The organism is Arthrobacter sp. Y3223065 (assembly GCF_059090885.1).
On record NZ_JBNHGC010000005.1, the window covers coordinates 235,490 to 258,388 of the forward strand.

Below are 22,899 nucleotides of genomic sequence, written 5' to 3' on the forward strand. Positions count from 1 at the left end.
TTAGCTCCTCAGGGGATCGGGCCGACGCTGCGCCGGGGCGGGCTGGCGGCGCGGCGGGAAGCCGGACCGGGGGTGCGGCGGGACAGCAGTGGTGCGCCCGTCACGGACACCGCGGTAGGCCGAGGACCATGCGTGCAGCGCCTCGATCTCCCGGGACAAATGCCGTCCGGCCAGTTCCAGCTGTTCGGCGTCTGCAGAGTACCCGGCTTCCACCAGGTGTTGCCGCAGTTGGCCCGACAGCCGGGTGAGTTGTTCGGCCCGCCCGCTCAAGCTGGCGGCGAGGGAGCGCTTGACCTCCGGCACCGGCTCGCCTTCCGCCAACTTCAGTTGTTCGTCCAGGGACCGGGAAGCCGTCTCAAGCCCGGCCGCCACCAACGGCAGTTCCCCGACGGGGCGGCCCTCCGCCCGGGCGGCGGCGAGTGTCCGTTCCGTTGCTTCCGTCGAGCGCTGCAACCCGAGCCGCTGGCGCGCAAGGCGGCGGCCGGCGTCGTCCTTGGTGAAACTGCGGACGGTGAGAGATCCCCGGCGCAGCCCGTTGCGGAACCGGCGGGAGCGCCGGATCCTGCGGATGACCAGCCAAACGGTCACGGCCGCCGCCGTCCCGACGCACAGCACGGCGATGCCGGTGAACATCAGGATCTGCAGGACCATGTCGGCCACAAAGGTTCCGGTACTGGCGGGCACTGGTGTCAAGGGCATGCCTCAAGTTTGCCCCCGGATGCTCGATTCCTGCCAGTGGGAGTGAATCGCCGGGTAAAACAGCCGGGTAAAACAGCCGGGCAAAAACACCAGCGGCAAGACAGCGGGCAAAACAATGGAGCCGGCTCCCTTACGGGAACCGGCTCCATTGGAAAGACTAGAGCGGCGTTGCCGCTGCCGTCTCAGAGGCCGCGGATGTTGGCAGCCTGCAGGCCCTTGGGGCCCTGCACGGTTTCGAATTCGACCTTCTGGTCTTCACGCAGTTCGCGGTATCCGCCACTGTTCTCGATAGCCGAGTAGTGAGCGAAGACGTCGGCCGAGCCGTCGTCCGGAGCGATGAAGCCGAAGCCCTTTTCAGAGTTAAACCACTTGACGGTTCCAGTTGCCATTTTTGTACTCCTCCGAGTAATTACACGGCCCGCGGACTTCACGGGTCGCTTGCAGCGGTGTTTTTCGTCCGCCGTTCAGAGAAGCACAAGCCCTTCGGTGAAAGGCCTGTTGCTCAAAATCAAATGCGCAACACAACAACTACAAGAACTACTGTACAGGACTTTGTCCGGGAATCCGAATGGCGCTACCACGGCACCTACTGTTCAGGACTCGTTCAGGTTGCTACCGTAAAGTGATCTTCATCTACGGGGCACTCGCCCTACTCCACGGCTGGGAAGCCGGACCCGATCCACTGAAGGCTGCATGAGCATATCTGTATCTCCCCCGACAACTTCTACCCGTAGCAAGCGCGGTTCTTCCGCCGCCAGCGGCTACTCCCAGCTGTTGAGTACGGTGCGGGATGCAGGTCTGCTGCGAAAGCGCAGGGGGTTTTACATCAGCCTCTTTGTTGCGCTGGCGCTGGGGCTGGCCGGCGCGGTCACCGGATTCGTACTGCTCGGCGACAGCTGGTTCCAGCTGTTGATTGCCGGCGCACTGGGCATCCTGTTCACCCAGCTGGCGTTCTTGGCCCACGAGGCCGCCCACCGGCAGGTCTTCGAAACCGGGCCGGCCAACGACCGTGCCGGACGGTTCCTGGCCAACGCCGTCGTTGGGATCAGCTACCAGTGGTGGATGAACAAGCACACCCGGCACCACGGCAACCCGAACACCATCGGGAAAGACCCGGACATCGAGCAGGACACCGTCTCCTTCCTGCCCGAACAGGCTGCCGAACGCCGGGGCCTGATGGCCTGGTTCACCCGCAGACAGGGCTACCTGTTCTTTCCGCTGCTGATGCTCGAGGGCATCAACCTGCACATCACCTCCATCAAGTCGCTGTTTGCCCGCGGCCCCGTCAAGGGCCGCAAGCGGGAAATCTCCGTGCTGTTCGCCCGGCTGACTCTCTACGTCGCGGCCATCTTCGTCTTCCTGCCGCCCGGCATCGCCTTCGCGTTCCTCGGAGTCCAGCTGGCCGTTTTCGGCGTCTACATGGGCGCGTCCTTCGCGCCGAACCACAAGGGCATGCCGCTGATCCCCAAGGACTCGAAGGTGGACTTCCTCAGCCGCCAGGTCCTGACCAGCCGCAACATCGTTGGCCGCACCCCCAGGGGAAGCGGTGCCATCAACGCACTGATGGGCGGACTCAACTACCAGGTGGAGCACCACCTGTTCCCGAGCATGCCCCGGCCCAACCTGGCTAAGGCGGCCCAGATCGTGCGCGAATACTGCGCCAACCACAGCATCCCGTACACCGAAACCTCGCTGCCCAAGTCCTACGGCATCGTGGTCCAGTACCTGAACAAGGTTGGCCTGTCGGCACGAGATCCGTTCGACTGCCCGATGGTGGCCGAGTACCGCCGCCTCTAGCGCTCAGCAGGTTCCCTACAGTTGCCGGTGTCCAACGCGGACACCGGCAACCGTCGTTTCTAGAGCTGCGTGAAGGCGGCCGTGGCCGGGTCCGCGCCGATGCGACCGCCGGCGTCAAGCGCCGTGATCGCGGCCAGGTCCTCCGCATCGAGCGTGAGCCGTGCCGCGGTCAGGTTTTTCGCTATCCGGTCCGGGTTGGCGGACTTGGGGATCACGATGTTGCCGTTGGCCAGATGCCAGGCGAGCACCACTTGGGCCGGGGTCGCCAGATACTTTGCCGCGATGGCGGTGACCGTCCGGCTCTCCAAATCGGCGCCCTGGCCCAGAGGGCTGTAGGCTTCGACGGCGATGCCGTGCTGGCGGCTGAGTGCCGCCACTTCGCGCTGCTGGAACGTGGGATGGATTTCGATCTGGTTGACCGCCGGCACCATGCCTCCGGCGGCCAGCAGGGTCTCCAGATGCTCTGACAGGAAGTTGGAGACGCCGATGGCCCGGCTGAGGCCTTCGGCGTAGAGCTCTTCGAGTTCATGCCACGCCTGCACGTACAGGTTCTGCGAGGGCACCGGCCAGTGGATCAAGTACAGGTCCACGAAGTCCAAGCCGAGTTCGCGCAGGCTGTTATCAAAAGCCCGGCGGGCGTCGGCCTGTTCGCCGTTGCGGAGCTTGGTGGTGATGAACAGATCCTCACGGGGAATTCCGCTGGAGGAGATGGCGGCGCCGACGCCGGACTCGTTCCGGTACGCGGCAGCCGTGTCGATGTGGCGGTAGCCTGCTTCAAGGGCAGCTTCAACTGCCCGCTGCGTTTCAGCCGGCGGCACCTTGAAAACGCCGAAGCCCAGTTGCGGGATGCTGACGCCGTTATTGAGATCGATCGCGGGCACTACGACCATCGGGAATGCTCCTTCGGTGCGGGGCGGAACTACTTCTTCGGGACCAGCACGCCGTAGACGCGCATTTCGGCCAAGTGCTGGCCGTCTTGGTCGTGAATGGAAATATCCACGATGTTGTTGCGGCCATAGCGGGTGCGTTCGACGCCGGTGGCCACCAGGCGGGCTTCCGCCGCGCCGGGCGCAATGTACGTTATCTCGGCCTGACGGGAGACCGACGGCCGGCCCAGCGACTCGCAAACGAACGCGAAGCACGTATCGCCGAGCGTAAACAGATAGCCGCCGTGCAGGATGTGGTGGCCGTTCAGCATGTAGTCCTGCACGCCCATGGCCATTACAACGCGGCCTTCTTCGGCCTCGAGCACCTCGATGCCAAGATGCTGCGACGCTTTGTCGGAGGCATAGCGGTGGCGGACAAGCTCCTCAACGGTAGAAAACTGCTCGTCGGTGGCGGGGGTGGTCAACAGAGCCTCCGGATGTGGCACGGATCATGGGCGTGACCAACGCTACCAATATCCGCGCCGGTCGATGCGCACCAGCTGCCTGCAGGGCCGGTTTGCAGCGGTCCGCTGCCGGACTTAGTCGTCGCTGGAGTGGATTCTGCGCCGCGTGCTCAGCAAGTCCACGCCGGGGCGGTAGGCAATGTAGTTCTCGGCCGCGTCAAGCACCTGGACCACATGGGCACGGTCGGCGCCTACCAGCCCGATGCCCAGTTCGGCCCGGCGGTAGAGGTTCTGTTGGCCGACTTCCGCCACGGAAACATCGAACCGCTTCCGTACCTCGGCGACGATCGGCCGCAGCACGGATCGCTTTTCCTTGAGTGAATGCACGTCGCCCAGGAGCAGGTCGAACTCAATCCAGCCGATCCACATGCTGACGAGTTTAGGGCAGGTGGTCCATCGCCTCGCACGGGCTGGAGTTCGGCTGGGCGCGGTGGATCTCCATGGCCAACACCTCGACCAGGGTGGAGAGCCGGCGCACGTCCTCCGGCGACAAGCCGGAGAGCAGGGCCTGCTCGGCACGTGCGACGCGGACCTCGAGGTCCGAGAGCGCTTCGCGTCCTTGCGCGGTGGGGACGATTTTCCGGGCACGCCGGTCGTTGGCGGCGGGTACGCGCTCCACCAGCCGGGCGGCCACGAGCTTGTCCAAGATGTAGGTCAGCACGGTTCGGTCAATTACCAAGTGAGCCCCGAGGGCCTGCTGGTTCGGCGGGTCCCGATGAACGACGGCGGAGAGGATTTGGTAGCCGCGGATGCCTTCCGGCATGCCGGTGACGGCCTCCTCGAATTTTTCCTGGTACCCGCGCAGGACCATGCCGAGGTTCCAGCCGAGATCGCCAGGAACCGGGCTGTGCGTCCTGTCCGCTGTGGCGGCTCGTTCTCCTGTCATGCCTCACATGATATCCAACCAAACGAAGTTGCACAGATAATCTGCGCACAATATAGTCTGTCAGACAACATATTTGCAGACTGGAGTTGGTATGGAGCTGGGCACCATTGGCATCCTGGGAGCCGGCCGGGTGGGTACCGCCGTGTCCCGTCAAGCGCTCAAAGCCGGCTACCGGGTGAAGATCGCAACATCCAAGCCGGCCGCAGAGATCGCCTTGCTGGCGGAAATCATCACGCCGGGCGCGGAGCCGGTCGACGCCGCCGAGGTTGTGACGGCGGGCCTGGTCCTCGCCGCGGTGCCGTTCCACAGATACCGCACCCTGGATCCGGGCATCCTGGCCGGACAGACCGTGATAGATGTGATGAATTACTGGGCGCCCACCGACGGCGTGATCGACGACTTCGAGAACGACCCGCGCGGCAGCAGCGAGGTCATCCAGGATTTCCTGGCGGGCGCGCGCCTGGTGAAAACGCTGAACCATATTGGCTACCGGGAACTCGAAGAGGACGGCCGCGACTCGGGCTCCGCCGACCGCCGGGCCTTGGCTCTTGCAGGCGATGATGACGACGCCAAGTCCATGGTCGCCGGATTCATCGACCGCCTCGGCTATGACCCGGTCGATGCCGGCCCGCTGTCCGCCGGCCGCGTCTTCCAACCGGGCACCCGCATTTTCAACGCGGCCCATACCGCCGGACAGCTCCGTGGCCTCTTGGCGGAGGCCCACGAACCCGCACGTCCATGACGGCGACGACAGGCAGGACAGGACAAGACATGGAAATCGGTGCCTACAGCTTCGGCGACACGCAACTGAATCCGGACGGCACCCAGCGGGATACGTCCGAGGCCATCCGCAACCTTTTCGACGCGATCGTCCACGCCGACAAGGTTGGCCTGGATTACTTCGGGATCGGCGAGCACCACACCACCAGCATGCCCGCGTCCTCGCCGGGCGCAATCGTCGCCGCGGCCGCGGCCGCCACGAAGCAGATCCGGCTCGGGAGTGCCGCCAGCATTATTTCCACGGACGATCCCGTTCGCGTGTTCCAGCAGTTCTCCACCGCCGACGCGATCTCCGGCGGCGGCCGTGTGGAGATCACCGCCGGCCGCGGTTCGTCGGTGGAAACCTTTCCGCTGTTCGGCTACGACCTAGGCGACTACGACGAGTTGTATGCGCAGAAGCTGGATTTGCTGATGACCATCAACAACAGCCGCGCCCCCGAAGTGTCGTGGAGCGGATCCCGGCGGCCGGCCATCGCGGACCTGGCCGTCGTGCCGCGGCCCGCCGCCGGGCCGCTGCCGATCTGGCTGGCAACCGGGGGCAACGCCGGTTCGTCGGCCCGGGCCGGGCAGCTCGGGCTGCCCGTCTCCTATGGGATTATCGGCGGAGCCCCGCACCGGTTCGCGCCGCTGGCCGAGCTCTACCGGCGCACCGCGGCCCAAGCCGGACACAGCGGCCCGCAGATCAGAGTTTCCGTAGCCGCCCTCGGGTTGGTAGCGCCGAGCAAGCAGGAGGCCCTCGACCGGTTTTACCCCGGCTGGCACAACCTCAATGTGGAAATGGGCCGGCTGCGTGGCTGGCCCGCGCCGGACAAGCGCGCTTTCCTGGCCCAGGCCGAAGCGCCGGGCGCCTATTACGTCGGCGATCCGGACGACGTGGCCGAGCGGATTGTCCACCTGCACGGATACCTGGGACATGTGCGCCACTTCCTGCAGACCGACATCGGCGGGCTGCCGCACGAGCACCTGATCGAATCCATCACGCTGCTGGCCACAGAGGTCAAGCCGCGGGTTGAGCGGCTGCTGTCACGGAAGTAGGCGTGACAGGCTTGGCTGGAACCCAAGCTTCAGCCATCGTCCTAAGCTAAGGGCGTGGATAAAGCGGAGGACAAGCAGGCGAACCAGGCGGAACTGGCGGCAACAGTCATCCTGCTGCGCGATAGCCCGGAGGGACTGGAAGTCCTGATGCTGAAACGCCCCGGCAGTGGATCCTTCGCCGGTGCCTGGGTATTCCCCGGCGGCAAGGTGGATCCGGAGGACTACCTGGCGGCCGAAGCGGAAGCCCCCGGCGGCACGGGGATCGGCAGCGCCGTCGAGGGTGAACATGGCAGGCAGCTGGCGGCGGCGAAAGTTGCAGGGGTGCGCGAGACATTCGAAGAGACCGGACTGCGGATCGCCGCGCGGGAACTGGTGCACCTGTCGAACTGGGTGCCGCGGCACAGCTTGGTCCGCCGCTTCCAAACGTGGTTTTTTGCGGCAGCGGCGCCGGCCGGGGAGATCGTGCTCAACGACGGCGAGCTGGCCGGCTTCGCCTGGATGCCGCCCGGGGAAGCGCTCCGCCGGCATGAATCCGGCCGGATGCGGCTGGTCCCGCCGACCTGGGTGACACTGCATGAACTGGGCCGCTTCGGCACCGTGGCGGACGCGCTGGAAGCCGCCCGGAAGACGGAGCCTTTCAACTATGAGAGCCACGTGATTGACGACCCGGCCGGCGGACAGGTCATCGTGTGGGCGGGCGATGACGCCTACCCCGGGCCGGGGCCAGCGGCTTTCGCCGGGGCCCGGCACCGGCTCTCCACCGCGTCGCTGCCGTGGCGGTACGAACGGGACCGCTGAGCCCCTACGCGGCCGGCCGGTGCAAGCCTACACTTGAGGCACCTGTTGCCAGAACAGACCGGGAGGCCGCCATGAAGAAAGCCATGCAGAAGAAGTCCTTCAAGGATTTGAGCGGGGGACAGCGGCTGCGCGTGGCCATCATGGCCGGACTGCAGCTTGTCTTGCAGACGGCCGCACTCAAGGATTTGAAGAAGCGCCCGGCCGCCCTGGTCAACGGGCCGAAGCCGGTGTGGTTTGCGGCCTCCTTCCTCAATTTCATCGGCCCGCTGGCCTACTTCCTGCTCGGCCGAAAGCGCTGAGCTGCCAAGCACAAACCGTTGATCATTCCAATTCACTGGCGTTAAACACCGTCGCGCAGTGTTGCCTGCGTAACGATGGCCTAGAGTGTTTGACGTCACCAAGTGGCGTCGACCACACTGGAGCTAGTGAACGCATGTTCGGCTAGCGAACAGGGCGGTCTGTATCCCCGTTCTCCTCGGGGCAGAAGGAGTGGAAATGAAATGTGCGCTGTATAGGGCGCCGCACCTCGCGGAGATGCTCTCATGAGCGCCCCCGCGGTGACCACGGACAGCAAGGGTCCGGCGGCCAGCCGGTCCCGCCGGCGCCCCTCGAAGAAGCGTCCCGCCAAGCAGTTGCTGGGGCTTGCCGGGATCCTCGCGTTCCTGCTGGTGTGGGAGCTGGTTCCGCGGGTGGGGATTGTCGAGGCGCGCTTCCTGCCGCCGGCGTCCGAGGTGCTCGCCGTGCTCTTCAACGACTTCGGTTTGGCGGCGTTCTGGCTGGCAGTGGGCGAGACCATGCTCGCGTGGTTCCTTGGCCTGCTGATGGCGGTGCTGCTGGCCGTGGTCCTTGGCTTCATCATCGGTTCGTCAAACTTCCTGCGGAAGTTCACCAATTCCACGGTGGAGTTCCTGCGGCCGATCCCGTCGGTGGCGCTGATTCCGCTGGCCGTGCTGCTGTTCGGCGTGAAGATCGAGTCCTCGTTGATGCTGATCGTCTACGCATCGTTCTGGCAGGTCTTCATCCAGGTGCTTTACGGGGTGGCCGACGTGGACAACGTGGCCATGCAGACGGCGAAGTCCTACGGCCTGGGCCGGTTCGCCCGGGTCCGCCACGTGGTGTTCCCCACCGCCCTGCCGTACCTGATGACCGGGGTGCGGCTGGCAGCGGCCGTCGCCCTGATTCTGGCCATCACGGCAGAACTGGTGATCGGCTCTCCGGGCCTGGGCCGGGAAATCGCACTGGCGCAGTCCGGCGGCGCGATCGCGGGCATGTACGCGCTGGTGCTGGCCACCGGCTTGATCGGCGTGCTGGTCAACCTGGTGATGCGCTTCATCGAGCGCAAGACCCTGTCCTGGCATGAATCGATCCGTTCCGAGGTGATCGCATGAAAGTCCTGAAAAGCATTGCCTACGCGCTGGCACTGCCGGTCATCCTGGTGCTGATTTGGTGGGCCTCAACGCTGGGCGAGGCAAACTTCTTCGTACCCACGCCGGCACTGCTCGTCGACGCGTTCGCCGAAACGTGGTTCGGCGAACGGCTCCTGTCCGACGTGCTGCCCTCGATCGGCCGCCTGCTCATCGGGGTGGCCGCCGCGATCATCCTGGGCATCGTCGCCGGCCTGCTGATCGGCTCGATCAAGTGGCTGCGCGACTTCACCGAGCCGGTGCTGGAGTTCTTCCGCGCCATCCCGCCGCCGGTGCTGATTCCGGTGCTGATGCTGCTGATGGGCATCACCGACACGATGAAGATTGTGGTTATCATCTCCGGCTGCATCTGGCCGGTGCTGCTGAACACCATCGAAGGCGTCCGCGCCATCGACTCGGTGCTTTCGGACTCGGCGCACACCTACGGCATCGGCGGTATGGCCCGCGTGCGTCACCTCGTGCTGCCCTCGGCGGGGCCCCAGATCATGGCCGGTGTCCGCCAATGCCTGTCCATCGGCCTGATCCTGATGGTCATCTCTGAAATGTTCGCCTCGTCGTCGGGGCTCGGCTTTACCATCGTGCAGTTCCAGCGCTCCTTCGCGATCCCGGAAATGTGGTCCGGCATCGTGGTGCTGGGTTTGATCGGTGTTGCCATGTCATTCATCTTCCAATGGACCGAGCGCAAGATCCTGCGCTGGTACCATGGCCTGCGAGAGGTAGAAAATGCAGCCTGAAACCACCCCGGTTCCGACCGGCAAAACCCTGCCCGAAGGCCAGGCCATGCTCTCGGTCCGCGGCGTCAAGAAGGTCTACCACACCGACGGCGGCGACATCGAGGCGGTGCGCAACCTTACCTTCGACCTGAGGGCAGGGGAGCTGGCCTGCCTGGTCGGCCCGTCCGGATCCGGCAAGACCACCTTGCTCAAGTGCATCTCCGGCCTGCTGGCACCCACCGAGGGCGAGGTGCTTCTGGACGGCGCTCGGGTGACCGGCCCGCCGAAGAAAATGGCCGTGGTGTTCCAGGAGTACGGCCGCTCGCTGTTCCCCTGGATGCGGGTGCGCGAGAACGTGGAGCTGCCGCTGAAGAACGCCGGCATGGGCAAGGCCGAGCGCGACAAGCTGGTGGACGACGCCCTGGAGGCCGTGGGCCTGGACCACGTGCCGCAGTCCTACCCGTGGCAGCTCTCCGGCGGCATGCAGCAGCGCGTGGCCATTGCCCGGGCCGTGGCCTACCAGCCCGAGGTGCTGCTGATGGACGAGCCGTTCGCCGCCGTCGACGCACAGACCCGCGCCGACCTGGAGGACCTGATCCGCACGGTCTGGAAGAAACTGGGCGTCACTGTCCTGTTCGTCACCCACGACATCGACGAGTCGGTCTACCTGGGCCAGCGCGTGATCATCCTGTCCTCCTCGCCGACCGTCATCCAGGAAGACCTCCAGATCGACCTGCCCGACGAGCGCGACCAGTTGAACACCCGCGCGCTGCCGCGGTTCACCGAACTGCGCCACCACGTCTACGAACAGATCCAGCTTGCCAAGCAGGGCCACCGCCCGGCAGCCGCCACCCAGGCCGGCAGCGCCAGCTAGCAGTCCAGGCAGGCAGGGGCCGGCCCCATCCCCGCGAGGGTGCGGCCGGCTCCGCTGTTTAATCGGCTGCCCAAGAGCCGGTGCCGCTCAGGGCCCGGTGCCGCCGCTCAGAAGGCGATGCGCCGCAGCAAGTCGCGCAGCGTCTCCCGTTCCTGTTCGTTCAGCTGGGCCAGGGACTCGTCCGACGCCTGGCGGATGATTGCTTCAGCCTGCTTGTACAGCTTTCGGCCGGGCGCCGTCGCAACGATGACCTTGGAGCGGCGGTCGCGCGGGTCGGCTTCGCGGGTAACGGCACCGCGCCGCTCCAACTGGTCCACCAGGGCCACGATCTGGCTGGGATCCAGGCTCAGGAAGTCGGCAAGTTCGCGCTGCGACGGGTTCTGTCCGCTGCACGCCAGCGACAGCACCGAGTAGGACCGCACCTTCAGGTCCAGCTCGGCCAGCATGGTGTTGGCCAGGCCTGACCCCAGCGAACGCGCCCGCGCCGTGAGGAACTCGATCTCGTTGGCCAGCTCGGTACCGTACAGCCGTTCGAGGCCGTTGGTTGCCGACGGACGGACGGCCGTGGTTGGTGCGGACATGTTCCCTCGCTCGAAGTCGGTGCTGCCAAAATTGATTGACTTTTTCAATCATATGGGTTGTCATTGGTTTTAGACCATCATAAACCGCAACGCACCTCCACGGTGCGGGACTCAGGAGCAGCAGATGTCTTTGGCCGGAAAAGTAGCGATCGTCACCGGAAGCGGCCGGGGCCTCGGCCTGGCCTACGCGCAGGAGCTTGCCCGGCAGGGCGCCTCCGTTGTGATCAACGATGTGGACGCGCAGGTCGCGGAGGAAGCCGTTGCCAGCATCACCGCCGCCGGCGGCAAGGCCACGGCCGTCGTTGCCCCGGTGGGGTCCACCGAAACCGCCCAGCAGTTGGTGGGCGCCGCCGTGGAGACTTTCGGCCGCCTTGACATCCTGGTGGCCAATGCCGGGGTGCTGCGGGACAAGTCGCTGCTGAAGATGACCGACGAGGACTTCGACCTGGTGATCAACGTGCACCTGCGCGGCACCTTCACCTGCGCGCGCGAGGCTTACGCCTACTTCAAGGAGAACGGTGTCGCGGGCCGGATCATCACGATCGGTTCGCCCACCGGCCAGCGCGGCAACTTTGGCCAGACCAACTACGCCGCGGCGAAGGCCGGCATCGTCGGCATGGTCCGCACCTGGGCGCTGGAAATGAAGAAGGCCGGCGTCACCGCCAATGCCGTCATCCCGGTCGCAGCCACCGCGATGACGAAGACCGTGCCGTTCTTCCAGAAGGCCGTGGAGGCGGACGAACGCGGCGAGGCCATGCCCGACTTCTTCCGCAAGGACCTGGGCTTCGGAACGGCCGACGACGTCGCCGGGCTCGTTGCCTACCTCGCCTCCGACGCGGCAGCCAACGTGACCGGACAGGCGATCGGTGTGGGCGGCGACCGCCTGCAGCTGTGGTCCCACCCGGAGGCCGTCGCCACCGAGTTCATGGACGGCGGCTGGACCTACGAGGCGCTGACCGAGCGCTTCGACGACCTGTTCGGCGGTCGCCTGCAGAGCGTGGGCGAGGAGTTCCCCGAGCTGCCGGCCGACCTGCAGCCCGAGCCGGCGGCCAAGTAGCCATGGCTCCCACGCGCTACGAACCGGGGCTCGACGTCGCGTCGCTGGCCGCGATCGACATGCATGTGCACATCGAGATCGACGGCCATGGGCACGTCTCGCTGCCGCAGGAACTGATGGACGCCTCGAGCAAGTACTTCAAGGCGGAGGAACGGACGCCGTCGCTGGACGCGGTTGCAGCAACGTATCGGGAACTGAAGATGGCGGCCGTGGTGTTCACCGTGGACGCCCGGACCCGTTTGAAGCACGAGCCGAACAGCATCGAGGACATCGCCGAGGGCGCCGCCCGCAACAACGACGTGCTGATCCCGTTCGGCTCCGTCGATCCGCTGACCGGTCCGGCGGCCATCGACCGGGCCAAGTCCCTGGTCGAGGACTACGGGGTGCGGGGATTCAAGTTCCATCCGAGCCTGCAGGGCTTCAATCCGTCCGACGAGCGGTTCTACCCCCTGTGGGAAGCCCTGCAGTCGCTGGGCCTGCCTGCGGTGTTCCACACCGGCCAAAACGGCATGGGTGCAGGCACTCCCGGCGGCTCCGGTATCAAGCTCGGCTACTCGAACCCGCTGCTGCTGGACGAGATCGCCGCTGACTTCCCGGAATTCCAGATCATCATGGCGCACCCCTCGGTGCCCTGGCAGGACGAGGCCAACTCGATTGCCACGCACAAGTCCAACGTGTTCATCGACCTGTCCGGCTGGTCTCCGAAGTACTTCCCGGAATCCCTGGTAAAACTGTCCAACTCGGTCCTTCAGGACAAAGTGCTGTTCGGCACCGACTACCCGCTGATCACCCCGCAGAAGTGGCTGGGCGCCTTCGCGGACCTGCCCTTAAAGGACGAGGTCCGGCCGAAGATCCTCAAGGACAACGCAGTGCGCCTGCTCGGGCTGGGCGGTGGGCAGGCATGAGCGCGGTGGCCGAAGAGAAAGCAGGCACCGCAGCCGGGCCGTTCTATCCCTCCGACCAGTACGGCTACGCCACCCTGCTGACCGACGCCGAGCGGACCGTGCTCGGCCGGCTGCGCAGCGTGCTGGAGGAGCAGGTTCAGCCGCTGCTGGCGGACTACTGGGAACAGGGTGAGTTTCCGTACCAGATTGCCCAGCCGCTCTATGACCTGAACCTGATGGCGCCGGCCGAACTGACCGACGGCGGCGCGAAGCCCTCCGGACTCTACGAGGGTTTCCGCAACTTCGAGCTCGCCCGGACCGACGCCTCCGTCGCCACCTTCTACAACGCCCAGTCGGGCCTGTTCCGCACGGCCGTGAACCTTGGCGGCAGCGCCGAGCAGGCTGCAGAGCTGGACCCGAAGATCCGCAGCTTCGAGCTCAAGGGCGTCTTTGCGCTGACCGAACCGGAACACGGATCGGATATTGCCGGCGGGCTCGAGACCAGCGCCCGCCGCGAGGGGGACGAATGGGTTATCGACGGCGCCAAGCGCTGGATCGGCGGGGCCGCCACTGCTGACGTGCTCGCCATCTTTGCCCGCGACCAGGCGGACGGACAGGTCAAGTGCTTCCTCGTCCCCACCGATGCCCCCGGCGTCGGCATCGCCAAGATCCTGCGCAAGACCTCGCTGCGGATGATGCAGAACGCGGACATCACGCTGGCGGGGGTCCGCGTACCGGAGTCCGCGCGCCTGCAGAACGTCAATTCGTTCGCGGACGTGGCCTCGCTGCTGCGCAACATGCGCTCTGACGTCGCGTGGATCGCCGCCGGCGTTCAGGCCGGCGCCTACGAGGCCGCGCTGCGCTACGTCAAGGAGCGCCGGCAGTTCGGCAAGCCGCTGGCCGGATTCCAGCTGGTCCAGAAGAAGCTGGCCACCATGCTCGGCAACCTCACGGCGTCGCTCGGCATGGCGGTGCGGCTGACCCAGCAGCAGGAGGAAGGCATCTACAAGGACGAAAACTCGGCTTTAGCCAAGATGTTCTGCAGCGCCCGCATGCGCGAGACCGTTGCCCTGGCCCGGGAAGTCGTTGGCGGCAACGGCATCACCCTGGACACCGACGTCGCGCGCTTCCACGCCGACGCCGAAGCCGTCTATTCCTATGAAGGCACCCACGAGATCAACGCCCTGATAGTCGGCCGGGCCATCACCGGCACCGGCGCATTCCGCTAGAACCATTCCGCACCACATTCCCCAAGGAGCACCCATGAGCAACACCGTCGTCAGCCTCGAAGAACTGCCCAACCTCGTCGGCAAGGACCTGGGCTACACGGACTACCGTGAAATCACGCAGGACCAGGTCAACACCTTTGCCGATGCCACCGATGACCACCAGTGGATCCACACCGACCCGGAAAAGGCCAAGGAAGGCCCGTTCGGCGCACCGATCGCCCACGGCTTCCTGACCCTGTCGCTGATCATTCCGCTCTGGAGCGAACTGTTCGACGTGGAAGGCGTCACGACCAAGGTCAACTACGGCCTGGACCGCGTCCGCTTTACCAGTCCGGTGAAAGTCGGCTCCAAGGTCCGCATGCATTCGGTGATTTCCGAGGTCACCGAGGTCAAAGGCGGCGTCCAGATCAAGACCAACAACACCATCGAAATCGAAGGCGAGGAGCGCCCCGCGGTCATCGCGGAGTTCTTGGCCCGCTTTTACGCCTGACGCCGGGCCGCTCCCGGTCGCAATGGAAGGCAGTTCTACAAATCCTGCCTAACTGTTGATTTATTCAACTATTGTATCTACATTGTATTTAGGTGTGGCGCCGATCACAGTCAGTCTCCCGACGGCGGGGGCGGCGGCGCCGAGGACCGCGAGGAGCAATTCATGAAGAAGCACTTGGCGAAGTTACTGGCCAGTGGCGCGATTGCCGCAATGGCATTGACCGGCTGCGGCTCCGGCTCCCCCTCCGGGTCGAACGAAGCGCCGGCGCAACAGTCCGGCGCCGCCGGCGCCGGGCTCACCAAGCTCACCGTGGGCGTGCTGCCGATCGCCCCGTCGGGAGCCATGCAGTACGGCATCGATAACGGCATCTTCGAGAAGCACGGCCTGGAGCTGGAGTTGCAGACCGGGCAGGGCGGCGCTGCCATGCTGCCCGCCGTTTCCACCGGCACCATGAACTTCGCCGTCGGCAACCCGCTGTCGGTCATGACCGCGGTGGACAAGGGCCTGGATATGAAGATTGTCTCCGGCTTCAGCGCCTCGCGCGCCGAGGGCGAGGATAACAATGCCGTCATCGTCAAGGCCGACTCGGGAATCGAGACCTTTGCCGACCTGGCCGGCAAGACGACTGCCGTCAATACGCTCAAAACCCAGGGCGACCTGACCATCATGGAATCTGCCGAGATGGACGGGGCCGACCCCTCCGCGCTGAAGTTCAGCGAAATGCCGTTCCCGGACATGGAAGCGCAGCTGGAACGCGGCAACGTGGACGCCATCTGGGTCCCGGAGCCGTTCCAGTCCAAGGCCCTCTCCAACGACGCCTACAAACTCCTGGGCTACCCCAACCAGAAGACGCTGCCGGGCCTGCCCACCATGGTCACATTCACCAGCGGCAGCTACGCCGAGCAGAACCCGGACATTGTGGCCGACTTCAAGGCCGCGGTGACGGAAACCCTGGAGGCCGCCGAGGGTGACACCGACGGCGTCCGCGCGGTCCTGCCGGAATTCATGGGCATGCCGGAGGAGGTCGCCAAGAACCTGAAGATGGAAGTCTTCGACGGCGAGGTCCGCACCGAGGTGCTCAGCGACATGGGCGAGCTGATGGTCAAGTACGAGTACGTGGACAAGGCACCCGACGTGCCGGCCATGATCGTGCAGTAGCTTTCGTTCTTCGCTAGCGGCAGGGCGGTTCCGGTGATGCGGCAGCCGTCTTGCGGCGTGTTTCTGCCCGTGCCGCACGGGCGTCGGGCCCAGCTGGCCCGTCCGGGCGTCTCGGATGGTCCGGGGGTCGGCCGTGGCCCGGACCGGAGCACGGCGACCCCGGATCGTTGACTGCCTCCACTATGTCCGTAGATACTGTGACCTAAGGCACACTCTTGCTGCATGGGGCGGTGAGTGGGAGAGGGACCCATGAAGAGAATCAGAACAGTAGCTGCGCTGGCGGCAGTGCTGGCGGCAACAGCCTGCGGCGGCGGCAGTCCATCCGGGGGCGGCGGTGCACCGACAGGCGGCACCGAAGCCGCCGGGGGGCTCACTCCGATCAGCGTTGGGGTCATCCCGATCGTTGACGTGGCCCCCATCTACCTGGGCGACCAGGAAGGATTCTTCGAAGAGGAGGGGCTGGATCTGGAGCTCGTGCCGGCCCAGGGTGGCGCGGCCATCATTCCGGCCATCACCAGCGGTCAGATGGACTTCGGCTTCAGCAACGTCACGTCACTGGTGATTGCCCGCTCCAAGGGGCTGAACATGCAGATGGTGGCCAATGGCGCTTCGACCACCGGCAACCAGGATGAGGATTTTGCCGCCGTGATGGTCAAGCCGGACAGCGGGATCAAGGAGATTGCGGACCTGACCGGCAAGCGCATCGGCGTCAATACGCTGAACAACATCAGCGACTCCACGATCCGTGAGGCGGTGGAGCAGTCCGGTGCGGACTCGTCCGACCTGAATTTCGTGGAAATGCCCTTCCCGGACATGCCCGCGGCTCTCGCCAACGGCAACGTGGACGCGATCGCCGCGGTCGAGCCGTTCGTGACCATCGTCGAAGGTGACGGTGCGGTGCCGGTGTTCTCCAACTACGCCTATCCCGTGGAAAATCTGACCGTGGCGACCTACTTCACCTCGGACGACATCGCCGGGGAGAAGCCGGATGTCACCCAGGCCTTCGTTCGGGCGATGAAGAAGTCGTTGGCGTTCGCCGACGAGAACCCGGACCGGGTGCGAGAGATCCTGCCCGAGTACACCCAGTTGGACCCGGCGGTCATTGAGCAGCTGACCCTGCCGAAATTCCCGCAGGAGGTCAATGCCGAATCCATCCAGGAGATCGCTGACATCTCGCTGAAGAACGGACTGATCGAGGAGATCCCGGACATGGAGGCGCTCCTGCCGCAGCAGTAAGCGTCCACCGGCCTGCGTTGGCCGGCGTGTTGCTGGGGGCCTGGCGGCGCCGCTACGGGCGGGCCTTGGGCAGAAACGCCTCTCCGCGCTTGCGGAGGGGCGTTTCACTGGCCTGGGGCGGGCCGGGCCCGCTGCCTTGTGGGGCGGGCGCCATTTTGCGGGCGGGGCCGAGCCGATCGCGTTCTTGAGGCCCAGAGGAGCCGGCCGGATGGGGCGCACACCCAAGGTTGTTGGTGCGGCGAAAGCCGGCGGTAGGCCTGCATCCTCAACTATTGACTTTATCAACTAAAAAGCCCTAGGTTGGAGGTGTCCGCTGTGACGCGGTTCACCGCGGAGCCGTGAGTTCGGCCCCGCCGGGCTATGAGTTGGGCCCGCTTGCCGGGGCTGTCCAGACCCGCTCGCCGGGTATGTCGGAAGGGTATGTCACGATGCAGAATCAAGGGCTTGGCGCCTGGATCCACAAGCGCCGCATGAAGTCTGCGGAGAAGACCGCGATCATCAGCAGCGCGGGCGACCTGAGCTACGGCGCGTTCGCCGAGCGGGTGGACCGGCTGGCCAACGCCCTGGCGGACCGCGGCACCACCCGCGGCGAGCGGGTGGCCTACCTGGGGGAGAACCACCCGGCGTTCCTTGAAACCTTTTTTGCCTGCGGGACCCTGGGCGCCATTTTTGTCCCCCTGAACACCCGGCTGGCCCCGCCCGAGGTCCAGTTCGCCCTGCAGGATTCCGGCAGCCGCATCCTGGTGCACGCACGCAGCCTGGAAGCGCTGGCCGCCCGGGGCAGTTCGCTCCTGGGGTTGAGCCACCGGATAGTGGTGGAAGATGCCCCGGCGGGAACCGTTGCCGAGGCAGGGGAGCAGGGCACCGCCGTCGAGCTTCTGGAGGAGGTCATTGCCTCCGGCAGCGCAGAACGCCGCGATGAAGCAGTGTCGCTGGACGACCCGGCCATGATCCTCTACACGTCCGGCACCACAGGCCGGCCCAAGGGCGCGCTGCTCACCCACGGCAACATAACCTGGAACAGCATCAATGTGCTGGTGGACTTCGACATGGCCAGCACCGACGTCGCCCTGATGATCGCCCCGATGTTCCACGTTGCCTCCCTGGGCATGGGCGTGCTGCCGGCCCTGCTCAAGGGGGCCACCGTGGTGCTGGAGCCAAAGTTCGATCCGGGGCGGACCCTGATGCTGATCGAGAAGTACAAGGCGACCAGCATCAGCGGCGTGCCGACCACCTACCAACTGCTGTGCGAGCACCCGGACTGGGACAGGACGGACATCAGCTCCCTGAACAAGCTGACCTGCGGCGGATCGGCCGTGCCTATGCGGGTGCTGGAAGCCTACGAGGCCCGCGGGCTGTCCTTCACCAACGGCTACGGGATGACCGAAACGGCGCCAGGCGCCACCACGCTGGCAGCGGAAAAGTCCCGCCCGAAGGCCGGATCGGCCGGGCTTCCACACTTCTTCACGGACATCCGGATCGCCGATCCGATGGGCGAGGTCCTGCCGGCGCGCGAGGTCGGCGAAATCCAGATTTCGGGTCCCAATGTCATCCGCGAGTACTGGAACCGGCCCGATGCCACGGCCGAGAGCTATGCCGACGGCATCTGGTTCAAGTCTGGCGACATGGGCTACCTGGACGACGAAGGCTTCCTGTTCATCTCCGACCGGCTCAAGGACATGATCATCTCCGGCGGCGAGAACATCTACCCGGCCGAGGTGGAGCAGGTCATCCTGGAACTGGAGGCCGTCAGCAGTGCCGCCGTCATCGGCATCCCGGACGAGAAGTGGGGGGAGGTGCCACGCGCGGTGGTCACGGTCCGCGACGGTTTCTCGGTGTCCGCCGAGGAGATCCAGCAGCACCTGGACGGGCGGCTGGCCCGCTACAAGATTCCCAAGTCCGTGGTATTCGTGCAGGACCTGCCGCGGACGGCCAGCGGAAAGATCCGCAAGGCCGACCTGCGGAAGGAATACTCGAACTAGCCCCGGGGCTGCCTTCGCGAGCGGGGCTACTTGCGGGCGCCGGCCGGCTGCGGGGCCTTCGGCTGACGGACGTCCGGCTGGTCGACGTAAAGGCGGTCGATGAGGGCGAGACCGCGGCGGGCCCAGGTAATCTCCTGTTCCGCGCGGGCAACCAGCCCTTCATAGGTGAAGCGCTTGAAGGCCTTCACCCGCGCCCGTTCGCTGTCCGGGGTGCCCGCCAGCCGGCGATTGAGCATCTCGCTGCTGTCGCCGTCGATCTCGCGGATCCGCTGCTCCCACTGCTGCCGGAGTGCGGCGTGGTGCTTAATGTGCGCGCGCATCTGCTCCCGCGCGGCGTCCGGTTCGGCCCACTCCAGGTAGGCCGCCTTCAGGTGGGCGGGATCCCGCACGCGGGTGTAGTCCAGCGTGGTGTTCATCCAGTCCCGGAAGGCCTGCAGGCCGGCGGCAGTGATGTGGTAGCGGCGCTTTTTGCCGCGCTGGCCCCAGACGACCTCCTCCCCGTCGAGCAGGCCTTCCTGCTCCATCCGCCGCAGCTCCGGATAGATCTGGGAGTCGGGCGCGTGCCACACATTCCCGACGGACGCCTCGAATTCCTTGTAGAGGTCGTAACCGGTCATTGGTTCGACGCTGAGCAGCGCCAGTAACGCATAGCGGAGACTCACTGATTCAACTTCCTTTTCAGTGTTGTGTTGCCAATCACTATATCCATCGATAGTCGGATGGCCACGAAAAATCGATGTTGATCCTGAGACGGCCGCTTCGAATCGGGCCGTTTTCGGGATGTGCCCCTGCGACTCTGCGGCCGGCCGTGCTAGGTGCGCGCCTGCCCCGACGGTTCGAGGGTCCGGTCCAGCGGGTGCTCAAGCTCGTCCCTCAGCATTCCGCCGAAAATGAGCGCCAGCACCGCCAGGAGCGGCAGGGCGAGGCCGATCAGGAGGAAGATCAGCCAGATGGGCACGACTTCGCCCAGCGGGCCGGCCAGCGCCATGGAGACCGGCATCAGCGCCAGCGAGACGAAGAAGTCAAGGCTGGAGATCCGGCCGAGCAGGTGCGGCGGCACCCGGCGCTGCAGCAGCGTGCCCCAGATGACCTGGCCCGCGCTGCCGGTCGCGCCGACCACGAACAGCGCGGCGGCCATCGCCCAAAAGCTGCCGGTGAAGCCGATGACGGCGATCGGCAGCGCGCCGGCGCCCCAGAACAGCAGCATCACCGTCAGGTAGCGCCGTGGCAGCCGCAGCGAGGCGGTGACCATCGCCCCCGTGGCGCCGCCGATGCCGAAGATGCCAAGCAGGAAGCCGAACGTGCGTGAGTCCCCGCCCAGCTGGTCTGCAACCGCAAACGGCAGCAGTACCTCGATGGGGCCGATGAAGATGAGTACGCTCACGACGGCCCACAGCAGCGTCCAGAGCAACCAGGGAGTCTTCAGCGTGTAGGCCACGCCCTCCCGCAAATCCGCCAGCACGGAGCCCCGCTTGGCCGTGGGCTCGTCTGCAGCGGCGACCGACGCCCTGGTCCCTGCATCCGGAACCAGTTCCTGGCCGAGGAAGTTCAGGATGATCAGCGCGGCCAGATGGCACAGCGTGATCCACCCGATGGCCGCACCGGGGGAGAAGGAGGCGACGATCATGCCGGCTGCCGCCGGGCCGGCGGCCTGCTGCAGCAGCGGCCGCATGGTGCCCTCCATGCCGTTGGCCGCCAGCAGGTCCTCGGCTGGCAGGATCCTCGGCAGGATGGCCGAGTAGGCAGGGAAGAAGAACGCGGCTCCCACACCCAGCAGGAAAGCGGCGGCGGCCAGGTGCCACAGCTGCAGCAGCCCGGTCATGGCCAGCAGGGCCACCGCGCCGATGGCCACCAGGTTGGCCGCTTCCACGCTGATAATCAGGCGGCGGCGCGGAAGCCGGTCGGCCGCGATGCCGCCGAGCAGTACGAACGCCAACAAACCGATGCTGGCGCAGGTGGCGACGAGCGAGAGCTGGATGGGCCCGCCGCCCAGGGCAATGACCTGATAGACCATGGCCACGGCCCACATGCCGGTGCCAAAGACCGAGATGGCCAGGGCCGAGATGAGGATCCGGTAGTTGCGGTGGGCGAACGGCCGCAGCGCGCGGGGCGTGGACATGGTGGTTCCTGGGATTAGAAGGGAAGGCTCCCATAGTATCCACCCAGTGATTGAGAAATGCAAACCACTCTTCAACCCCTATATCCGTAGTGGTTTTACGGCTAGACTCGCTGCAGGTCGGTCAAGGGTGACCGGCACCACACATGGAAGGACTTCCGACTATGGCCGACCCCAAACACGCCCCGTCGCAGGCAGCCCGGACATTGCTTGACGACTTCTCGCTCGAGATGACCGGCAAGGATGTCCCCGCACTGGAAGACGCCGCCGGCACCATCCCGGCGGGGACGCGGATCAATGTCACCTTCCTGGGGAACGAGGACCTGCCGACACGGGTGGCGGCGGCCGCCGCCGTCAAGCGGCACGGCTTCGTGCCGGTGCCGCATGTCTCCGCCCGCCGGTTGGCGTCACGGGCCGAACTCGAAGACTTCCTGCGGGCGTTGTCCGCCGACGCGGCACCCGAGGACGTCTTCGTGGTAGGCGGCGACCCGGTCGAGCCGATGGGGCCCTATCCGGACTCGCTGGAGGTCATCCGCAGCGGGCTCCTGCCCCGGTACGGAATCCGCCGGGTCGGCATCAGCGGCTACCCGGAGGGGCATCCGGACATTTCCGGCGAGGTGTTGTGGAAGGCGCTGGAAGACAAGCACGCCGAACTGCAGCGGCAAAACCTTGAAGCGGTCATCATCACCCAATTCGGCTTCGACGCCGATCCCGTCTTCGAGTGGCTGGCCGAGGCCCGCCGCCGTGGGATTAACGCGCCGGTGCGCATCGGCATCCCCGGGCCGGCCGGGGTCAAGAGGCTGCTGAACTATGCCAAGCGGTTCGGAGTGGCGTCGTCGGCCGGAATCGTTCACAAGTACGGGTTCTCCCTGACCAACCTGCTGGGGACCGCCGGGCCGGACAAGTTCCTCGAGGAATTCGCCAGCCGCTATGACCCCGCTGTGCACGGTACCGTGAAGCTTCACTTCTACACCTTTGGCGGGATGAAGGCCACGGCCGACTGGGTCAAGGACTTCCGCGCCGCCCGCTAGCGGCGCGCGAACGGAAGCTCATCGGGGACGGTGACTCCGCGCCGCGGCGATGGTAGCGGGCTTCCCGGGGGCTGCGCTGTCCACGTTCAGACGGAATTGTCCATCTCTTGGTGCGCCATGGCGCCCTGACAAGGGACGATGCTTGAGCAGGTTTTAATACTTGGACAGCGCCGCTCCTTAGCAAGGCCGGAGTTAGGCCGGATTGGGCCACCCCATGGCCCCGCCCAGGTCGGCTGATCGAGCTCCAGAGGGCGTGGTGCGCAGTTCCCGGCCCTGTTGCGCGCCGCCGCTCTGTGATTAGGTGAAGGCAGGGCGCACCAGCGCTTGAGGGAAGGAGATTCATGAGCGAGGAAATCAACAACCCGGACCGCTACGACCGGACGGATCGCCGGGAGAGCCAGGGCAGCGAAACCTCCCGGGACGAGGAGTTGCTCCCACCGGGCGAGTTGCCCGCGGACGCCAAGAAGGGCCTGGCGAACGTCTACGGCGATGCCGACCGGACAGCTATTGACGATCCAGTCAGCGCGCCCGGCCCCGAAGACGCCGCAGCCATCGAGCACATGGAACAGCACTACCGCGTCGGGGAGACCGAATCGGGCGAGCGGTACATCGAAGAGACCGGCGGCCAGGACAACGGCAGCTGACGCAGGTCCCGGCTGAGCAGCACCAGAAGACGGCGGCTGTCGTCGGCCCCGGCCTGAGGCAGATCGGCGCCTGAAGCGGGTCGGACTCCGGGCGG

At 65.9% G+C, this 22,899-nt stretch carries 26 protein-coding genes; 17 read left to right on the top strand and 9 right to left on the bottom strand.

Annotated features, from left to right (window positions below; all coding sequences use genetic code 11):
• Window positions 1-699 carry a hypothetical protein gene (locus tag AC5RUK_RS14460; RefSeq protein WP_494152599.1) on the bottom strand — a complete coding sequence of 233 codons (699 nt, stop codon included), beginning with the start codon at window positions 697-699 and terminating at the stop codon, window positions 1-3.
• 182 nt (window positions 700-881) lie between these two features.
• A complete protein-coding gene (locus AC5RUK_RS14465; protein WP_127512299.1) occupies window positions 882-1,088 on the bottom strand; it encodes a cold-shock protein in 207 nt (68 codons plus the stop codon).
• A 304-nt stretch (window positions 1,089-1,392) separates the two neighbouring features.
• Between AC5RUK_RS14465 and AC5RUK_RS14470 the strand changes: the two genes are divergently transcribed.
• Window positions 1,393-2,496, top strand: a complete 1,104-nt coding sequence (locus AC5RUK_RS14470) for a fatty acid desaturase family protein (RefSeq protein ID WP_493989818.1) — start codon at window positions 1,393-1,395, stop codon at window positions 2,494-2,496.
• Window positions 2,497-2,555: 59 nt separating this feature from the next.
• Here AC5RUK_RS14470 and AC5RUK_RS14475 read toward each other — a convergent pair whose 3' ends face one another.
• From AC5RUK_RS14475 to AC5RUK_RS14490, 4 genes are all read right to left on the bottom strand, one after another.
• Complete coding sequence (locus AC5RUK_RS14475) at window positions 2,556-3,386, bottom strand: aldo/keto reductase (protein WP_494107332.1); 831 nt, start codon at window positions 3,384-3,386, stop codon at window positions 2,556-2,558.
• A gap of 29 nt (window positions 3,387-3,415) precedes the next feature.
• The gene (locus AC5RUK_RS14480; protein ID WP_493989816.1) at window positions 3,416-3,847 is read right to left on the bottom strand and encodes a hotdog fold thioesterase; all 432 of its coding nucleotides are present in this window, start codon (window positions 3,845-3,847) and stop codon (window positions 3,416-3,418) included.
• A gap of 114 nt (window positions 3,848-3,961) precedes the next feature.
• Window positions 3,962-4,255 carry a DUF503 domain-containing protein gene (locus AC5RUK_RS14485; protein ID WP_493989815.1) on the bottom strand — a complete coding sequence of 98 codons (294 nt, stop codon included), beginning with the start codon at window positions 4,253-4,255 and terminating at the stop codon, window positions 3,962-3,964.
• A 10-nt stretch (window positions 4,256-4,265) separates the two neighbouring features.
• A complete protein-coding gene (locus AC5RUK_RS14490; RefSeq protein ID WP_494107333.1) occupies window positions 4,266-4,772 on the bottom strand; it encodes a MarR family winged helix-turn-helix transcriptional regulator in 507 nt (168 codons plus the stop codon).
• Between the two features lie 91 nt (window positions 4,773-4,863).
• On the opposite strand from AC5RUK_RS14490, the gene AC5RUK_RS14495 reads away from it, so the two are divergent.
• From AC5RUK_RS14495 to AC5RUK_RS14525, 7 genes are all read left to right on the top strand, one after another.
• Entirely contained in the window at window positions 4,864-5,514 is a 651-nt protein-coding gene (locus AC5RUK_RS14495; protein WP_494152600.1) for an NADPH-dependent F420 reductase, read from the top strand.
• A 29-nt stretch (window positions 5,515-5,543) separates the two neighbouring features.
• Window positions 5,544-6,587, top strand: coding sequence for an LLM class flavin-dependent oxidoreductase (locus tag AC5RUK_RS14500; RefSeq protein WP_494152601.1), 1,044 nt, complete (start codon window positions 5,544-5,546; stop codon window positions 6,585-6,587).
• A 54-nt stretch (window positions 6,588-6,641) separates the two neighbouring features.
• Entirely contained in the window at window positions 6,642-7,385 is a 744-nt protein-coding gene (locus AC5RUK_RS14505) for an NUDIX hydrolase (protein WP_494152602.1), read from the top strand.
• Window positions 7,386-7,456: 71 nt separating this feature from the next.
• Window positions 7,457-7,684 (top strand): PLDc N-terminal domain-containing protein, encoded by a 228-nt coding sequence (locus AC5RUK_RS14510; protein WP_493989810.1) that lies wholly within the window; start codon window positions 7,457-7,459, stop codon window positions 7,682-7,684.
• Window positions 7,685-7,927: 243 nt separating this feature from the next.
• Complete coding sequence (locus AC5RUK_RS14515) at window positions 7,928-8,773, top strand: ABC transporter permease (RefSeq protein WP_493989809.1); 846 nt, start codon at window positions 7,928-7,930, stop codon at window positions 8,771-8,773.
• Window positions 8,770-9,543 (top strand): ABC transporter permease, encoded by a 774-nt coding sequence (locus tag AC5RUK_RS14520; protein WP_493989808.1) that lies wholly within the window; start codon window positions 8,770-8,772, stop codon window positions 9,541-9,543. Before AC5RUK_RS14515 ends, AC5RUK_RS14520 begins: the two co-directional genes overlap by 4 nt.
• Complete coding sequence (locus AC5RUK_RS14525) at window positions 9,533-10,396, top strand: ABC transporter ATP-binding protein (RefSeq protein ID WP_493989807.1); 864 nt, start codon at window positions 9,533-9,535, stop codon at window positions 10,394-10,396. Before AC5RUK_RS14520 ends, AC5RUK_RS14525 begins: the two co-directional genes overlap by 11 nt.
• A gap of 107 nt (window positions 10,397-10,503) precedes the next feature.
• On the opposite strand, the gene AC5RUK_RS14530 is transcribed toward AC5RUK_RS14525, so the two are convergent.
• A complete protein-coding gene (locus AC5RUK_RS14530) occupies window positions 10,504-10,977 on the bottom strand; it encodes a MarR family winged helix-turn-helix transcriptional regulator (protein WP_493989806.1) in 474 nt (157 codons plus the stop codon).
• A 124-nt stretch (window positions 10,978-11,101) separates the two neighbouring features.
• Here AC5RUK_RS14530 and AC5RUK_RS14535 point away from each other — a divergent pair, with 124 nt between their 5' ends.
• From AC5RUK_RS14535 to AC5RUK_RS14565, 7 genes are all read left to right on the top strand, one after another.
• Window positions 11,102-12,034 carry an SDR family NAD(P)-dependent oxidoreductase gene (locus tag AC5RUK_RS14535; protein ID WP_494152603.1) on the top strand — a complete coding sequence of 311 codons (933 nt, stop codon included), beginning with the start codon at window positions 11,102-11,104 and terminating at the stop codon, window positions 12,032-12,034.
• A gap of 2 nt (window positions 12,035-12,036) precedes the next feature.
• Window positions 12,037-12,939 (top strand): amidohydrolase family protein, encoded by a 903-nt coding sequence (locus tag AC5RUK_RS14540; protein WP_494152604.1) that lies wholly within the window; start codon window positions 12,037-12,039, stop codon window positions 12,937-12,939.
• On the top strand, window positions 12,936-14,147 hold the full coding sequence (locus tag AC5RUK_RS14545) for an acyl-CoA dehydrogenase family protein (RefSeq protein WP_494152605.1): 1,212 nt from the start codon (window positions 12,936-12,938) through the stop codon (window positions 14,145-14,147). The genes AC5RUK_RS14540 and AC5RUK_RS14545 overlap by 4 nt, the downstream gene beginning before the upstream one ends.
• A 34-nt stretch (window positions 14,148-14,181) precedes the next feature.
• Window positions 14,182-14,637, top strand: a complete 456-nt coding sequence (locus AC5RUK_RS14550) for a MaoC family dehydratase (protein ID WP_493989802.1) — start codon at window positions 14,182-14,184, stop codon at window positions 14,635-14,637.
• Between the two features lie 162 nt (window positions 14,638-14,799).
• Entirely contained in the window at window positions 14,800-15,795 is a 996-nt protein-coding gene (locus tag AC5RUK_RS14555) for an ABC transporter substrate-binding protein (RefSeq protein ID WP_494152606.1), read from the top strand.
• Between the two features lie 249 nt (window positions 15,796-16,044).
• Entirely contained in the window at window positions 16,045-17,031 is a 987-nt protein-coding gene (locus AC5RUK_RS14560) for an ABC transporter substrate-binding protein (RefSeq protein WP_493989800.1), read from the top strand.
• Between the two features lie 428 nt (window positions 17,032-17,459).
• On the top strand, window positions 17,460-19,013 hold the full coding sequence (locus AC5RUK_RS14565) for an acyl-CoA synthetase (RefSeq protein WP_494152607.1): 1,554 nt from the start codon (window positions 17,460-17,462) through the stop codon (window positions 19,011-19,013).
• 26 nt (window positions 19,014-19,039) lie between these two features.
• Here AC5RUK_RS14565 and AC5RUK_RS14570 read toward each other — a convergent pair whose 3' ends face one another.
• Together AC5RUK_RS14570 and AC5RUK_RS14575 are read right to left on the bottom strand one after the other, a co-directional pair.
• Window positions 19,040-19,675 carry a PadR family transcriptional regulator gene (locus AC5RUK_RS14570; protein WP_494152608.1) on the bottom strand — a complete coding sequence of 212 codons (636 nt, stop codon included), beginning with the start codon at window positions 19,673-19,675 and terminating at the stop codon, window positions 19,040-19,042.
• A gap of 149 nt (window positions 19,676-19,824) precedes the next feature.
• Window positions 19,825-21,132, bottom strand: coding sequence for an MFS transporter (locus AC5RUK_RS14575; protein WP_494152609.1), 1,308 nt, complete (start codon window positions 21,130-21,132; stop codon window positions 19,825-19,827).
• Between the two features lie 161 nt (window positions 21,133-21,293).
• Here AC5RUK_RS14575 and AC5RUK_RS14580 point away from each other — a divergent pair, with 161 nt between their 5' ends.
• Together AC5RUK_RS14580 and AC5RUK_RS14585 are read left to right on the top strand one after the other, a co-directional pair.
• Window positions 21,294-22,160 (top strand): methylenetetrahydrofolate reductase, encoded by an 867-nt coding sequence (locus AC5RUK_RS14580; protein WP_493989796.1) that lies wholly within the window; start codon window positions 21,294-21,296, stop codon window positions 22,158-22,160.
• Window positions 22,161-22,501: 341 nt separating this feature from the next.
• The gene (locus AC5RUK_RS14585) at window positions 22,502-22,804 is read left to right on the top strand and encodes a hypothetical protein (protein WP_493989795.1); all 303 of its coding nucleotides are present in this window, start codon (window positions 22,502-22,504) and stop codon (window positions 22,802-22,804) included.
• The last annotated feature ends 95 nt before the right edge of the window (window positions 22,805-22,899 follow it).